Here is a 14,467-nt window from a genome sequence, read left to right as displayed (position 1 = left end):
TCGAAAGTTCTTTCAGGAGGATGCGGGATCGAGTCGTTCTCAAAACGAAATCGAGTCGTTCTCAAAGTGTCCGCACAGCATTTGCGACCATGCGGAGCGCGCTGCGGAATACGCGATTGGCATCTTATTCGGTTATCTGGCGCCGTGCTTCGTTGACTTGGCGCTGATGGCGAGTTTCTCCGCTCCCTGGGTGCCGTGCTTTTCGAAATCGGCCAAAATGCCCTCGTCGGACAGATCAAGTTTCTTGGAATTCTTCCAGTCACGGCGCGATGTCTTGACGAGCCGTTTCACGACATGCTTGGCGTCGGTCTCGACGGCCAGTTCTCGTCTTGCATCGAAACTGCCCGGTGTGAGGTTGATCGATCCCACAATCGCGCGCTTCTCGTCTGCGAGCAGCATCTTGCCGTGCAGCTTGAGATCCTTGAGTTTATGGACCTTCGCCCCTACGTCGTGCATGATACGAAGACCGCCGACCGCTTCAACTAGTTTGTTCTTCTTCAGCTTGTGGGCGGGGCGGGCCATGATTCGGACGCGAACGCCGCGATTCAGGGCTTGAACCAGCCGCTCGATAATGACCGTGTCCTGATAGCGTTCGTTCTGGATCCAGAGGCTCTTCTTGGCTCCGTCGATGAAAGCCGCAATACGCTCGCGGCCGTCGTTCGGACACCAGATGAGGCGTGATGTGGAATCGGGTTTGAACGGCTTTCGCGACCAATCGGCGTTGAAGCACGCTATCATCTCGGCAACTTCGCGCTTGCTCGTGGTTACGACGGCATAGTCACGGGTTTCCGTGAGGTCTCGCGTCTCCCAGTTGAGGGATTCGACAAAGCCAAATGTATCGTCGATCACCATCGACTTCTGATGCGTCAGCGCAAAAGCTTCGCTGCTGTTCCGGACTTTGACGCCAGCTTTGAGCAATAGCTTGCGAGACTTTTCGTTATCGATTTTCCCGTCGCGTCGCGCTGGGTTTAGCATCACACGGACGTTGACGCCGCGGCGTTTCGCGGCGATCACCGCGCTCAGCAGCGTCGGATCGGTGAACAGAAACATTCGAATGTTGAGGGAATGTACGGCCGCATCGATAGGATCAAGTATTGATTTGGCGGTGTCGTCCGGGAGGACGATTAACCTATGCGACATGGCTTAGACTCCTCAAACTGGCGAAGGCGACTGGCCGATCCGTGCCTATGCCGCGCTGGTCGGTCTTGCGACGGCTGGTTCATACTGGACACGGTGCAATTCGGCGTAGACGCCCCCGCGTGCAACGAGTTCGTCATTTGAGCCTTCTTCGGCCACGACGCCGTCCTTCAGGACGATGATCTTGTCGGCGTCGACGATGGTACTGAGGCGGTGCGCGATCATGATGACCGTACGGCCCTTCATCAGACGTTCCAGGCCCTCGATGACGAGACGCTCGGATTCCGTATCGAGCGCTGCCGTGGGCTCGTCGAGGATCATGATGGGACTGTTGCGAATGACTGCGCGCGCTATGCCGATGCGCTGGCGCTGGCCGCCGGAAAGTGTGTCACCTCGCTCGCCGACAGGGGAGTCGTAGCCGTACGGCATGCGACGAATGAACTCATCCGCGTTGGCAATTGTTGCGGCCGCGATGATCTCTTCATCGGTCGCTCCGGGGCGTCCATAAGCAATGTTCTCGCGAATGGTGCCGCGAAACAGTACTGTTTCCTGCAGCACGAAACCGACCTGGGAACGCAGCGATGCGAGCTTGTACGTGGATACGTCTTGCCCGTCGATCAGCACTCGCCCGCCGGTAGGATCGTAAAATCGGGGAACGAGGCTCAACACCGTCGATTTTCCGGAACCCGTTGGGCCGACAATACCCACGACTTGGCCGGGCTCGATACTGAACGAAACGTTGCGCAATACCGGGGCATCGTCACCGTAGCCGAAGGCGACATGGTCGAAAGTGATGGCGCCCTTGACGCGGCCGGGGTCTGTGGCATCGGCGCGCTCTTGGATGATGTCGTCGGCGGACAGGATGGTTTGGATACGCTCCAGAGCCACCGTCGTCTGCGCGATCGCGCTCGTCATGCTTGCAAGGTCTTTGACCGGTTTGAAAAATTTTGACAGATACGCCAGATACACGGTCAGCGCTCCGGCTGTCATCGTTCCCGCAACGATCAGGGAAGTGCCCTGCCAAAGCACAATCGCTGTACAGATCGCCACCACGATATTGACCATCGGTGACAGCAGCGATTTCACCTTTCGCGCCTTGAGCGCGGCTTCAACGGTCGCGTGGCTCGCGGCCTCCAAATGGGCGACTTCGAGATCCTGCCTTCCAAATGCCTTGACTGCACGAACAGAACCGAGCCCCTCCTGGACGACCGCGACGATGTCGCTCTGTCGCGCACGGACAGTTCGCGTGACTTCCTTCACCGCTTTCTTGAAATGAAAGAGAAACACCACCAGGAAGGGGGTGAAACCGACGGCGATCAGGGTGAAATCCCAATCGAGCCAGAACATCAGCCCGACCATGAAGACGATGGTGATCAGGTCAACGACGATGTCGAGTGTAGATGATGACGCAAAGCTTTGAATCGTCGCAACATCACTGGTGATGGTGGACATCAGCGCGCCAGTCTTGACGTTGTCGTAGTAGCGCAGAGAGAGGCGGTGTAAATGCTCGTAAATGCGAATACGCAAGTCGTTTGCTACCCACTGCCCCACGCTTGTGGTGTAGTAATTGTCGATATAGGTGGCGATCGCTCCGAAGACGGCGATAAACAGGGTCGCGACTCCTGCGAACAGGGCAACACCGAGTGTATGACGTCCAAAGCCGTAATCGTGCGCCCATGCGAGCCAGTACGGAAGCTTGTGGTGTCCGAGGGCGTCGTCGAGCACGAGCTTGAGTGGCCACGGTGCCGCGAGGCTCATGGCGATCTCGACCAGCATTGCGATGAAAACAATGATTAGCCAGCCTCGGTATGGCCGGAGGAGGTCAAGAACCAGGCGGCTCAACCGGCCGCTCTTCGCCGGCTGTGCGTGGGTCGCCTCGTCTACTGAAACGGCGGTCTCCGCGACGGATTTCGGAAGCGGCATTGCTGATCACCTGGTCATGGCGGCCTTCTGGTTCAGCCAAAATTCCACGGTGTTACGTCGCCCGCTATGCAAAATCGGCAGGTCGTGGAGGCCAGATTAGTCGCGTGAGAGAGCTCAAATTCCGATCGGGCAGGACTCCGAGCTTCGGTTCGATATCGTGGGAGTTGTCGTCCCGCGGTCGGATTTTGCATAGACGGCGCCACGCCTGGATAGACATGATTGGCGAAAGCGGTCTCGTCGTGGCCGTTGAGCCAAAACACGAATGAGGATCCAGCAGATGCCCATCTCGATTTCAATGATCGTTCTGAGCTCGCAACTGGTCATGCCGGTGGCTGATGGCGTGCCGAAGTTCGATATCGCGCGGAGTTGCAAGCTCGATGTTGCTGCTACCGTCGGCCTCTCCGTTGATCAGTCGCTAAAGAGCTGCATCTTTGACGAACAGCAGGCTAAGCGGCAGCTCGCCGGCCAGTGGTCGAAATTTCCCGTGCCGAGCCGGGCAAGCTGTGTCTCGCAAGAGAGCGTCGGCGGCACGCCAAGCTACGTCAGCTTGCAGACCTGCCTCCAAATGGGGCAGTGGGTGCGTTAGTAGCTCAACCGTAGTGATCATATTCGCTCAGCGCAATCCGAACTTCACGTGCAAAATCTACCAGCGAGATGGTGAACCCGCCGAGCGAAATCATGAAGAAGATAGCGACCCCTCGCTCGTGCTGTATCTGAAGGAACGCCGTTACAAAAGCGACGATCACGAGAAGCGTCACCGCGATACTTGCGATCACTGCCCAGAAGATCGCCCGATTCATCATCGCCGCGCGCTGCATCAGGCGCGGCAGATCGGCCTTCAGTCGGCACCGGACCGGATCGTCGTCAGATATCCCGTTCAGGATCATCGTGCGGTCAACGATCCGGTTCAGGCGGGAGATCAGAATAGCGATGAAGGCGCCCAGTGCGCCCAACAGGAAGGCGGGGGCCGCTGATTGCGCGATGACATGAGATAGCTGGGTTACGGTTGGCGTATCGGTCAACATTGAGCGGGCTTCCGGTTCACGATCAGGCCGCGTCGTTCAGGCCGCCCAACCTGTTCGCCGTCAAGTAACGCACCATCCGATGGATCGACTATGCAAAATCGGCGTCGTCTGCGTTGCGCCGTCGATTCATTGGGATGGATAATCGGCGTTGCGCGCCGATCGCGGTCCGATTTTGCATAGGCAGATGACGACACCGGTTCGTATAGCTACTCCCGCGCATCGTCTCGAGCAGGGGCTCATCTACAGCAGCGGGCATGCGCGACCCGCGGAGTGATCAATCATGCCCGACCACCGCTTTATCAAAGTTGTAGGTCTCGCCGCGCTGGTGCTCTTGTGCCCGGCGTTTGTCTCGGCACAGCAGCCCCCTCCGGGCGTCCAGGCCGGTATGCTGACCTGCAACCTCGCGCCGAGCATCGGTCTGATTGTCGCCGAGAGCCAGCGGATGAGCTGCCGGTATGCGCCCAACGGGCCTTATCCGCCCGAGGACTATAATGGTGTGCTGAACACGGTCGGGCTCGAACTCGGCATCACCGCAGGCGGAGCCATGGCGTGGGGCGTGTTTGCTCCGACTCAGGGGACGCCGATCGGAGCGTTGGCCGGCGAGTACGTGGGCGCCAGCGGCGACATCGCAGTCGGGGTCGGAGTCGGCGCTAATGTCCTGTTCGGCGGCTCAAATCGTACGATTGCGCTGCAACCCTTGTCGGTCGAGGGGCAGGCGGGTTTGAACGTGTCCCTGGGAGTGTCGGGCCTGACACTCGCTTTAGCGCCCTGACGCCGATGGCAAGCCCCACGATCGCACGGTGGCCACGATGGCTGAGGCTGACGATCGTAGGGGCTGCGACCGCGGGAGTCATAACCGCCGGTTGGCTTTCGTATCGCCACTTCGCCAAGCCAATCGTTTTGACAGTCGCGGCCGGCTCGGTTGATGGCGAGGCGCTGGCGCTGATTTCAGCGGTCGCTGCGCGTCTTACAGCCTCGAACGCACATGTCCGATTGAGAGTGGTAGATAGCGATACCTCCGCCGGAGCATCGGGACTGCTGGCTGCGCACAAGGCCGACCTCGCCGTCGTTCGCGGCGATACCGGCGGCCTGGAGGATGCCAGGAGCGTGCTCCTGCTGACCCACGGCGTGGTTCTGCTCATGGCGCCTTCAGCGGCGAGCGGCGATAGTCTTGGTGAGCTTCGCAATACGACGATCGGCGTCATCGGTGGGGCGATTAACCGGCCGACGGTGGATGCGCTGAAGCAAATTTATCCGTTTGATCGCGCCAACGTCATTTTCCAGGATGTTGCCTTGGCCGACGGTGGGACCGCGCTTTCGTCCGGCCAGGTTCATGCCCTTCTTGCGGTCATCCCGCTGACCGGGAAGTACCTGGCCAAAGTCAGGCAGTTCTTCCGGCAGGACCGGATCAAAGGATCGGCCCCGAAACTGATCGAAATCGAGTCGGCCGGCGCCGTCGCCAACATCGCCCAGTATTACGAAAGTTACGACATCCCAAAGGGAACCTTGCGCGGCGCGCCACCTGTTCCATCTGATGATCTGACGTCGCTTCGCGTTTCGTATTTTCTTGTCGCAAACAAGTCAGTGGGTGACAGTGCCATCACTGACCTGGCCCAGTCCCTGGTCGATGTCCGGAGGGACCTGTTGTCGCAATTTCCTATATTGGCGCAAGCTGCCGCACCGAGCACCGACGCCGATGCGCTGATCCCTATCCATCCGGGAGCTGCGACGTACTACAACGGAAACCAGCAGAGCTTCCTCGATAAGTATGATGACAAGCTCTATTACGGATCGCTGCTGCTGGGCTCCCTGATTTCGATTGTGGTTGCTGCGTGGCGCTTCGCCGGTTCCGGGACCGCCTCCCAAAGCATGCTTGAGCCGCTCTACGAGCTCGGCAATGAGATCAAGGCCGCAGGCAGCGAGAGCGAGTTGGAGCAGATTGAGAAGCGGATCGATTACATTCTGAGGTCGGAAATGGCCCGGAACGCGAGCGGCGAGGGGGCGGACAGCACGGACATGGCCGCGTTAGGCTTGGCGGCCCACAGGCTTCAGTATCTGATGAGCCATCGCAGGATATGTCTTCGCGGTGCCACATCCGCCGAAACAGCGTAATTTTGGCTCCCGCTTCGGCCTTGTCTCCCCCTGACGAACGAGTCTGCCCAGCCAAATCTCGCCATCGCTGGCATAAGGATCACCTTCGCCGTTGCGCCCGTTCAGGGTGGGACCAATTCCCTCTGATAAATGTTTTCGGCATCCCGGCCTTGTTCAGCCCTTCAATGAGTTGATCCCGTTCTTCATCGATATTCGGAGCGATCTTGTGCGTTACCTGGCTAGTGTCGCGGCTCAGGGTGACTCCGCTGTCGAAGAGTATGGTCGCAGACGCGGAATTGATTGCCCTATTTGTTCACCATCCGCCGTGTCGGCGTCACGGTGCTGGTCGGCGCCATCGGCGAGATCGAGAACGTCAGCCAGGTATTCCAGCCCGATGGACGATTTTCGGCGGCGAACTCGCCATAGGCTTTGACGTTGAGATATCCCTGCATGCCCCCAACGGGGAAGAGGTATCCGAGTTGCGGACCAATTCCGAAGACTCGGGATCGAAAACCACCGAGGATGGGATTCTGACCGAAGTCGTCCGTGACCTGCTGATAGGCATATCCCACCAAGCCGACGAAAACCTGCTTGGAAAGAAACTGGGAAACGCCCCAGTCGAGATGGAAATCGATGCCGTTCTGATACTGCGTGTCCTGGTTCTTGAAGTTGTAGGTGAAGCCGGCAACGGCGGAAAACTCCCGACCGGCCGCCGGATTAAAAAATGTGTATCCGCCGCCGCCATCGATTGCGCCATGACCGATGCCAAGGTTGGAGAGGCGTGTAGGATCATAAGCGCCCACCGGGATGTCGCCGGTCACATAGGTCATGAAATTATGTACGCCCGCATTCCATTTCAGCGTGGCTTGCGGATACAGATCTCCCACCGACGTAAGCGAATCGGACAGGCTTCCCGTCCGGGTCGTCGCAAAGGGACCAACCGCCGTGGTGAGCGTTCCGTCGATGCCGGTAGCGGCGCGACCGAACAGGCCGGTAACGCCGATGGCCAGCTGTCCACCCAGGACAGGTGTTGCGAACGTGTAGGTCGGATTGAGCAGCACGAGGTCGGCCTGCGCGTTGAGATTTGCGTTCAGGCTGACATTGATGTTCGCCGGGATCCTTCCAATCTGGATCTGTTTTGCGGCAGCTACCGCGCCGGAAGCTTCGACCGAGGTGTGATAGTAGACCTCGGCCCAGGACCAGCCTGGTACCTGAGGAGTGGCGGCGAGGCTTCCGAACCGACCGGGAAGCCAGTAGGACACCCCGCTTTCGTCCGCGCAGGCCGCCCCGGGCAGCGAAGCAGATATCGCCATGGCGAGGCCGGCGGAGTGTGCAAGCCAATGCACGGCGCCCCGTGTGAAGATATTGCCCGTCATCTGCATGTCTCTCTCAATGCCGTTATGCTCAGAGTCGCGATTGAACTTTGGAATTGCAGCAGTGACTATGCAAAATCGGCCACGTCACGCGCGCCGGCTCTTGCTGTGGCGCTAATGTCACGCTCAGGTTGTCTCCCGATGTGCACGGTAGAAACGCGAATTCTCACACGTAGATATCGGCTCGGTCCTGGTGATCAGCGGTATGGTTCGCGTGCGCTGTGGCAGCCGAAGCGTGCTGCAAGGTCTGAGAGGGGCTTTCGCCAAAGACCTTGCGGTACTCAACCGAAAATCGTCCCAACTCGGCGAAGCCAAAGCAGGTCGCAATCTCCGTTACTGTCGAGAGATGACCATCAGTCGCCATCAGGGCGCGCCTTGCCTGCTTGAGGCGCAGCATTCTCAGATGGCGGCAGGGCGGCAAGCCATGGATTCTGTGAAAAGCTTTGCGAAGGGTCCGCTCGCTGACTGAAAGGGCGGCACACAAGGCCGAAATCTGGATCGGCTCGTCGACTTCCGCGAGTGCGAGAATTTCAGCCTGTTCGACGAGGCCGCGGCACGAATTGTCTCGGGCTGCACGGTTTGATTCCGTCTTGGTTATGGCCGTCATATGAATTGTCATCGTGGCACCCGCACTGCGCAAGAAACACAGCAGATCGTTCTGCCCGGCACCAAAACACCACAGCGCCGCGGCGCGGCCTATTGTCCTTGAGGGCAACGTCAGGTGGTCGGGCTGCCGATCACCCGATCGGTTGGTGCCGGCAGCTTCGATTCTTCCGGTGATAACGGGTCGGCGCCTATGCAAAATCGGACAACAGTCGCCTTTGAGTGACTATGCGACTGACTGCCATCTCGTTTGGAACAACCTTTCCGTCCCTGCCATTGTCGGTTTCTGCATAGCCGCTGCGGATCACGTTCTGCACATTTACCGTTCGTTCGAAGCGTTCGCGCAATCCCGATTCGAAAGAATGGACAGAGCATGAGGAATCGATTTCTTGCAGTTGGTTTAATCGCGCCGCTCATTGTGAGCGGATCTCTGACCAACGCGGACGCTCTACAGCTATTGGGCCAACCTCCGGCGCTTCACGATGCTGTTTCGCCGGGAGCCGAACCTGTCGCCGTTCGGCGGGGTGCCGTCGTCGCGCGTGGGCCGCAGGGAGGTGTGGTCGCCGCCGGCAGGACGACCGTCGTTCGTCCCGGCGTGCGCCCGGTGCATCCAATCGCTCGCCCCGGCGTGCGACCTGTGCATCCGATTGCTCGCCCTGGCGTTCGTCCATGGGTGCGTCCGGCGCGGTATTACTGGCTCCCAGGAGGCGCCATCGCGGCTGGTGCGGCCATCGGCTTTGTCACCGCGGCATCCGTCGGGGCATATGCTGGCATAGCTCCAGGCCCGAATTATTGCTGGTACTATACCGACGCCAGCCGCACCAAGGGCTTCTGGGACGTGTGTCCTTGAGCTGACGTCGCGAAGACGCGCCTTGTCTTGCGGCGATTCGAAGTTGCGATCTCGTCGAAAATCTCGATCAGGGATTTTCGAAGTCCTTTGCCGGCGGCGCGAGCAATCCCGTCTTTTCGGCGATCGAGACGGCCTCCGCAAAAGATCGTACCTGCAGCTTTTCCATCACCATATGCCGATGTGCCTTGATGGTTCGCTCGGATGTACCAAGCTCAAAGGCAATCTGCTTGTTCATCTTGCCCCGAACCATAAGCGCAAAGACTTCGTTTTCCCGAGGTGTCAGGGTTGCGATCAGGGATCTGAGCGAATTGATCTGATCCTGTTGTTGCCTGGTTGCCGCAAATCTGGCCAGCGCGCGACCTATCGCATCCAGCAAGATCTCCTTGGATACGGGTTTCATCAGAAAGTCTTCGGCGCCGGCCTTGATCGCGCGCACGCTGGTGGGAACGTCACCCCGGCCGGTCATGAAGACAATCGGCCAGCCGTGCGACAGCTTCGCGAGCTCTTCCTGGAGTTGCAGTCCATCGAACGACGGCATATTCACATCGAGGAGAATGCAACCGGGCTTGGCAGTCTCGATGCTGCGCAAAAACGAACTTGCGGAGTCATGATCGGCGATCTCGAAGCCGGAAACCTTCAATACACGCGAAATGGCCGCCCGGAACGAGGCGTCGTCATCTACAATATGTATTACGGGTGCACTGGTCATTCTCTCGTTCGGAATCACTTCGGTAGCTGTGATGCAGCAACTGGCGGCGGGCGCTTTAGTTAAGTCAGAAACGATACCAGGCGTCGTCGGGTTATCCGATTGGAAATATAACGCCGAGGGCTGAAACTAGCCAGTCCACGGCAGCAACGCCCAGCAGTATTTTGGCATCCATTATGTGAAGTACGCCGGGGCCCCCGCGCGAAGCGGATCGCGTTGGCTAGAGGTAGGCCGTGTAGGAGCTGACCCAGACCAGAATGGAGGCGAGCAGCCCGATAACGCCCGCATTCGCGGCAAAAGCGGTTGCGCTTCCGGACATCCCGAGCCGGAGCGAGTCGCGGTTCAGCTCGTCGGGAATGGATATCTCTGCCGGAAAGGCCGACGCCCCACCGATCGCATTGGTCCGCGCCAGTGTACCGGATGTCGCAATTTGTCCTTGGCCGATCCCCTTTGGAATTTCAGTGATTTTGGCGCGGTAGATTCGGCCCGGAGCGTTTTCGAACACGATATCGACGGGCACGCCGGCCTTGATCGTCTGGAAGCCGTTCTGTGAAAATACTCCGACAATTGTAATTTCATTCTCGACGACAAACGACATCGTCGAGCGCGCCTGGAGAGCACGATCTCCGACGGTGAGCGCAACAGACGTGACGTAACCGTCGGCCGGCGCGCGAATGCTTGTCTGCGATAGCTCCCAACTGGCATTCTCCAGTTGGGCCAGAATCTGGGCAACGGAGGTGTTCACCCCACCGATTTCCGAATCCAGGGCGAGCTTGGCGCTCTGCTGAGCGGCTTTGGCCACGTTGAGCTGCGCCAGTGACGTTTCGTATTGATTCTGCCGATCCTGTCCCTGGAATTGTGAATTGGCTTCGTCAGCCACGAGTTTCTGAATGTCTGCCAGGCGCTTCGCGCTATACGAAACTTGCGCGGTCAGACCTGCGACATTTGCGGCTGCCTGGTCGTAGTTCGACTTCAGGATCTCGGTTTGCTGTTTGGCGGCAGCAAGCGACGCCTGCAATTGCGTGACCTTGTATTGAAATGGTGCCGGATCAATCTGAAACAGGATGTCTCCTGACTTCACCGCGACGTTCGGCTTTACCGGAATCGCCACCACCTGACCCGTCACATTCGGCGTCACCTCGACCACCCGGCCAGCGACCGTCACCTTGCCCGACGGTGTCAGATAGTTAAACAGCGCGAGGAACGTCGCGAGGATGGACGCGCCGACTAGTATCGAGATCGTTCCCGACAGCCAGCCCCAGCGCACGAGCCTGAACCTGAAGAACACGGCCCACATCGCAGCGATATAGAGGCACAGGATAATGACCACGGCGGAGCCCCATCGTTCGGGTGCGAGATCGCCATTTGCCGGCAATCGATCTATGCGGGCTATGCAAAATCGGCGCGGTGAAAATCTTCGGACCAAACGGTCAGCGTGCTGGTTTTTGCATAGTCGATGCAGCGTGACTTCTCCATGGTGGCCGGCAAGCGAGACCATTCGCCGGAATCATCGTGACCAACAGGGAGAGCGCTATGAGGCAGGCGTCGATACGCAAAGTCGGAGCGTTCAGCCTCGTCGCGGCCGGGCTGGCGTCGGCCCTGATTGTTTCGGGCATGCCAGATGCCCACGCTCAGGAAGATGGCGCGGGAAAACTTCTCAAGGCCATGTCGGACTATGTGGCGAGCCAGAAGACCATATCGGTCACCTACGATTCGGACATCGAAGTCGTCACCTCCACCCTGCAGAAGATTCAGTTCACCAGCTCCGGGCAGGTGCAATTGTTGCGTCCGGACAAGCTCCGCGCCACGCGCACGGGCGGCTATCGCGACGTCGAAGTCGTGTTCGATGGCAAGCTGGTTACCGTGAACGACAAGGATACGAAGAACTACGCTCAGATCGAAGCCGAAGGGACTGCCGACCAACTGATCGACGTGCTGCGCGACAAGAGCGGCGTCGTGGCCCCCGGGGCCGACCTGCTGCTGCCGAACGTGTTCGATGTGATGATGGCGGACGTTGTCGAAGGCACCGTGATCGGAAAGGGCGTCATCGACGGCGTCGAATGCGACCATTTGGCATTCCGCAACGTCGAAACGGATTGGCAGATCTGGGTTGAATCCGGCGCCAGGCCGATCCCGCGCAAATATGTGATCACGAGCAAAGGCGTCGGCGAAGCGCCGCAATACACCCTGCGCATCAAGGAATGGAAGAGCGATCTGCCGGCGGATGCGTTTGCGTTCAAGCCGGAACAGTCCGCCAAGAAGCTGGCCCTGGGTGAACTCGGCGACATCGACGAAGTACCGCACGGCGTCGCCAGCACAGGAGGCAAGAAATGATCCGCATATCGAAAACTCTGGTTCGTCTCTCGACTGTCACGATCGTCGGCGCAGCGGCGCTGTTGTGGAGCGGGCGATCGCCGCTGGACCCGAACGCCGCTCTGGTCTCCTCCGCCGAGGCGAGGATCGGGCGGCCGCTTACGCCGATGAGTTATGCCGGCGTGGCCCGACGGACGACGCGGCGCGCCGTTGCCGTGGGCGCGGTGGCGGCTGGAGCCGCCTATGCTGCGCCGGTCGTGGCGGCACCTGTGCCGGTTGCCGCGCCTCGTTGCGTTCAGGCGGTCGATCCCTACGGACGCATTTACACGCGCTGCTATTAGGGCTGGCGTTGGGCGGCGGGGGCAGTCAACCGCCGTCGACCAATATGTGCGAAGGGCGGACATTCAGGCGAGTCAGGTTTGCCTGTTCTTGCATAGCCAGCCGTCGCACAGGACGCCAACCATTTACCTGTTGCCAAACTCGCTTGACCGCAAGCTGCGAACCGAAAGGAATTGTTCTGATGTTTACAAAACGCGATCTGCTTCGTTCCGCAGCCCTGGCTGCGATCACTGTCACGACGGCGAAAGCTGTTCCGGCAAACGCACAGGCCAAAGCGGAATGGCCCGACATCCGCGAGGCCAAGGCGATCGCCGAGGAAGGTTTCATCTACGGGCTGCCGATCGTAATGAATTACGCGGTCATGTATGAGTATTCAGTCGACAGGAACTCGGGGCAATTCAAGGCGCCGTTCAATCAGATCAATAACGAGGCGAGGGTCTTCACATACAAAGACACGGCCGTCATAACCCCCAACAGCGACACACCGTACTCGGTCGTATGGACCGATCTGCGTGCCGAACCGATCGTGTTTTCGGTGCCGGCTGTCGAGAAGACTCGCTATTATTCGGTGATGCTGTGCGACGGCAACACGTTCAACTACGGATATGTCGGTAGCCGCGCGACCGGCGGCGAGGCCGGTGACTATATGGTGGTCGGTCCCGATTGGAAGGGCGCTACCCCGCCCGGTATCAAGAAGGTCTTCCAGTCCTCGACGCAGTTCTCGATCGTTGTCTACCGCACACAACTTTTCGATGCTGCAGACATGCCGAATGTCGAGAAGATCCAGGCGGGCTACAAAGTGCAGCCCCTGTCGGCCTATCTCAAGCAACCGGCACCGGCCGCCGTACCGGCCATCGACTTTCCCAAAGCCAATGCGGAGTTGGTGAAGAAGAATTTCTTCGAGTACCTCGACTTCGCCTTGCAGTTCGCCCCGGCCGGGCCGGAGGAAACGCAAATTCGCGCCAAGCTCGCCCGAATTGGCGTCGGAGCCGGAAAAACCTTCGACTTCAGGGATCTTCCACTGACGCACAAGATTGAAGTCGGGCTGGGAATGAGAGACGGCGAAGAGAAGGTCGAAAAGTATCTTGCCGGCGGGCAGAAAAATGTAAACGGATGGAAAATCGGATCGCTGTTCGGAGACCGGCAATTCTTCAGCGGCGACTGGTTGAAGCGCGCCGCTGCGGCCAAGGGCGGCATCTACGGCAACGACGCGGTTGAGGCCGTCTATCCGCAGACGAGGACGGTTGCCGATGGCGAGGCCCTCGATGGTTCCAGGCACAGTTACACCCTTACTTTCGCAGCTGGACAATTGCCGCCGGTGAACGCGTTCTGGTCGGTGACGATGTACGACGGCAAGACACAGTTGCTGATCGAAAATCCGATCAACCGCTACCTGATCAACTCGCCGATGCTGTCCGGCATGAAGAAGAATGCCGATGGGTCGCTGACGCTTTACATCCAGAATAAATCGCCGGGCGCCGACAAGGAGGCGAATTGGCTCCCCGCGCCGAACGGAGAAATCTATCTCGTTATGCGTCTGTACTGGCCGAGGCCGGAAGCGCCGTCGGTCCTGCCGGCGGGCGAGGGAACGTGGCAGCCGCCTGGTATCAAGCGGGTCTGATGGCACTTGGACCAATCATGCCGCCCGGAAAGTGACTTGAGCGCGCGGACTCGTGCGGGCCGTTTTTGGCCGGCGCGAGTTCGGGTGTGACTCACAGGCGCCTCCGCAGATAGCAAGGAATGCTTCAACGCTCAGTTGCCGACCTGTGCTCAACTTGCGGGCGCCCGGCAGGAAGACGCGGAGTTGCTCAACACGTCGCAGAGCGGCTGCTGCAGGCCTCGCACGTGAGCATCGTCGCAACGTCAGAGAGCGAAAGAAGCGGGCGAGAAGTCGTTCAGTGCTGCAAGGCCTGGCCCAGCAAGTCGGTCATCGAAGCAATTGCTGTCGTGTTCAAGGGCGTGCGGGCGATGCCTGGTATCAAGACGAAGCCGCAGGCGGGTCTGTACGAAGCCGAATCGGAGGACGTTTCCGTTGGGGGCTGCTAGCGACGTATCATTACACAGCCTTAGCTTTGACGAATATTCTGACACGGTTATCGGAGCGGCG

14 protein-coding genes are annotated in these 14,467 nt (G+C 59.2%); 6 read left to right on the top strand and 8 right to left on the bottom strand.

The features are described 5' to 3' along the window. Window positions 1-132: 132 nt before the first annotated feature. Complete coding sequence (locus AC1RR3_RS15845; RefSeq protein WP_492824035.1) at window positions 133-1,140, bottom strand: phospholipase D-like domain-containing protein; 1,008 nt, start codon at window positions 1,138-1,140, stop codon at window positions 133-135. A 45-nt stretch (window positions 1,141-1,185) separates the two neighbouring features. Continuing rightward, window positions 1,186-3,060, bottom strand: a complete 1,875-nt coding sequence (locus tag AC1RR3_RS15840; protein WP_492824034.1) for an ABC transporter ATP-binding protein — start codon at window positions 3,058-3,060, stop codon at window positions 1,186-1,188. Between the two features lie 277 nt (window positions 3,061-3,337). On the opposite strand from AC1RR3_RS15840, the gene AC1RR3_RS15835 reads away from it, so the two are divergent. After that, on the top strand, window positions 3,338-3,646 hold the full coding sequence (locus tag AC1RR3_RS15835; RefSeq protein ID WP_492824033.1) for a hypothetical protein: 309 nt from the start codon (window positions 3,338-3,340) through the stop codon (window positions 3,644-3,646). Window positions 3,647-3,650: 4 nt separating this feature from the next. Here the strand turns inward: AC1RR3_RS15835 and AC1RR3_RS15830 are convergent, their stop codons facing one another. Further along, window positions 3,651-4,085, bottom strand: coding sequence for a DUF2721 domain-containing protein (locus AC1RR3_RS15830; protein WP_492824032.1), 435 nt, complete (start codon window positions 4,083-4,085; stop codon window positions 3,651-3,653). A 280-nt stretch (window positions 4,086-4,365) separates the two neighbouring features. Here AC1RR3_RS15830 and AC1RR3_RS15825 point away from each other — a divergent pair, with 280 nt between their 5' ends. After that, window positions 4,366-4,857: a DUF992 domain-containing protein gene (locus AC1RR3_RS15825; RefSeq protein ID WP_492824031.1), complete on the top strand. Its 492-nt coding sequence runs from the start codon at window positions 4,366-4,368 to the stop codon at window positions 4,855-4,857. 128 nt (window positions 4,858-4,985) lie between these two features. Then, a complete protein-coding gene (locus AC1RR3_RS15820) occupies window positions 4,986-6,197 on the top strand; it encodes a TAXI family TRAP transporter solute-binding subunit (protein ID WP_492824030.1) in 1,212 nt (403 codons plus the stop codon). A gap of 79 nt (window positions 6,198-6,276) precedes the next feature. Here AC1RR3_RS15820 and AC1RR3_RS15815 read toward each other — a convergent pair whose 3' ends face one another. From AC1RR3_RS15815 to AC1RR3_RS15795, 5 genes are all read right to left on the bottom strand, one after another. Continuing rightward, the gene (locus AC1RR3_RS15815) at window positions 6,277-6,399 is read right to left on the bottom strand and encodes a hypothetical protein (RefSeq protein ID WP_492824230.1); all 123 of its coding nucleotides are present in this window, start codon (window positions 6,397-6,399) and stop codon (window positions 6,277-6,279) included. Between the two features lie 82 nt (window positions 6,400-6,481). Next, the gene (locus AC1RR3_RS15810) at window positions 6,482-7,489 is read right to left on the bottom strand and encodes a SphA family protein (RefSeq protein ID WP_492824229.1); all 1,008 of its coding nucleotides are present in this window, start codon (window positions 7,487-7,489) and stop codon (window positions 6,482-6,484) included. 226 nt (window positions 7,490-7,715) lie between these two features. Then, the gene (locus AC1RR3_RS15805; protein ID WP_492824029.1) at window positions 7,716-8,168 is read right to left on the bottom strand and encodes a helix-turn-helix domain-containing protein; all 453 of its coding nucleotides are present in this window, start codon (window positions 8,166-8,168) and stop codon (window positions 7,716-7,718) included. A gap of 901 nt (window positions 8,169-9,069) precedes the next feature. After that, the gene (locus AC1RR3_RS15800) at window positions 9,070-9,711 is read right to left on the bottom strand and encodes a response regulator transcription factor (RefSeq protein WP_492824028.1); all 642 of its coding nucleotides are present in this window, start codon (window positions 9,709-9,711) and stop codon (window positions 9,070-9,072) included. 217 nt (window positions 9,712-9,928) lie between these two features. Beyond that, window positions 9,929-11,038 carry an HlyD family secretion protein gene (locus AC1RR3_RS15795; protein WP_492824027.1) on the bottom strand — a complete coding sequence of 370 codons (1,110 nt, stop codon included), beginning with the start codon at window positions 11,036-11,038 and terminating at the stop codon, window positions 9,929-9,931. A gap of 203 nt (window positions 11,039-11,241) precedes the next feature. Between AC1RR3_RS15795 and AC1RR3_RS15790 the strand changes: the two genes are divergently transcribed. The 3 genes from AC1RR3_RS15790 (at window position 11,242) to AC1RR3_RS15780 (ending at window position 13,981) form a co-directional block, all read left to right on the top strand. Then, window positions 11,242-12,042 carry a DUF2092 domain-containing protein gene (locus AC1RR3_RS15790; protein WP_492824026.1) on the top strand — a complete coding sequence of 267 codons (801 nt, stop codon included), beginning with the start codon at window positions 11,242-11,244 and terminating at the stop codon, window positions 12,040-12,042. Continuing rightward, the gene (locus AC1RR3_RS15785) at window positions 12,039-12,362 is read left to right on the top strand and encodes a hypothetical protein (protein WP_492824025.1); all 324 of its coding nucleotides are present in this window, start codon (window positions 12,039-12,041) and stop codon (window positions 12,360-12,362) included. Before AC1RR3_RS15790 ends, AC1RR3_RS15785 begins: the two co-directional genes overlap by 4 nt. Before the next feature lie 179 nt (window positions 12,363-12,541). Next, entirely contained in the window at window positions 12,542-13,981 is a 1,440-nt protein-coding gene (locus tag AC1RR3_RS15780; RefSeq protein ID WP_492824024.1) for a DUF1254 domain-containing protein, read from the top strand. Window positions 13,982-14,467: the final 486 nt, after the last annotated feature.

The organism is Bradyrhizobium sp. GW821-FHT13H05 (assembly GCF_058804065.1).
Note: the sequence above shows the minus strand (reverse complement) of the source record. Positions and strands in the feature narration are given on the sequence as shown.

Bases quoted from the DNA above. Each gene is read 5' to 3' on its own strand.
- AC1RR3_RS15845 (WP_492824035.1), bottom strand. From the start codon at position 1,140: ATGTCGCATAGGTTAATCGTCCTCCCGGACGACACCGCCAAATCAATA.
- AC1RR3_RS15840 (WP_492824034.1), bottom strand. From the start codon at position 3,060: ATGCCGCTTCCGAAATCCGTCGCGGAGACCGCCGTTTCAGTAGACGAG.
- AC1RR3_RS15835 (WP_492824033.1), top strand. From the start codon at position 3,338: ATGCCCATCTCGATTTCAATGATCGTTCTGAGCTCGCAACTGGTCATG.
- AC1RR3_RS15830 (WP_492824032.1), bottom strand. From the start codon at position 4,085: ATGTTGACCGATACGCCAACCGTAACCCAGCTATCTCATGTCATCGCG.
- AC1RR3_RS15825 (WP_492824031.1), top strand. From the start codon at position 4,366: ATGCCCGACCACCGCTTTATCAAAGTTGTAGGTCTCGCCGCGCTGGTG.
- AC1RR3_RS15810 (WP_492824229.1), bottom strand. From the start codon at position 7,489: ATGGCGATATCTGCTTCGCTGCCCGGGGCGGCCTGCGCGGACGAAAGC.
- AC1RR3_RS15805 (WP_492824029.1), bottom strand. From the start codon at position 8,168: ATGACAATTCATATGACGGCCATAACCAAGACGGAATCAAACCGTGCA.
- AC1RR3_RS15800 (WP_492824028.1), bottom strand. From the start codon at position 9,711: ATGACCAGTGCACCCGTAATACATATTGTAGATGACGACGCCTCGTTC.
- AC1RR3_RS15790 (WP_492824026.1), top strand. From the start codon at position 11,242: ATGAGGCAGGCGTCGATACGCAAAGTCGGAGCGTTCAGCCTCGTCGCG.
- AC1RR3_RS15785 (WP_492824025.1), top strand. From the start codon at position 12,039: ATGATCCGCATATCGAAAACTCTGGTTCGTCTCTCGACTGTCACGATC.
- AC1RR3_RS15780 (WP_492824024.1), top strand. From the start codon at position 12,542: ATGTTTACAAAACGCGATCTGCTTCGTTCCGCAGCCCTGGCTGCGATC.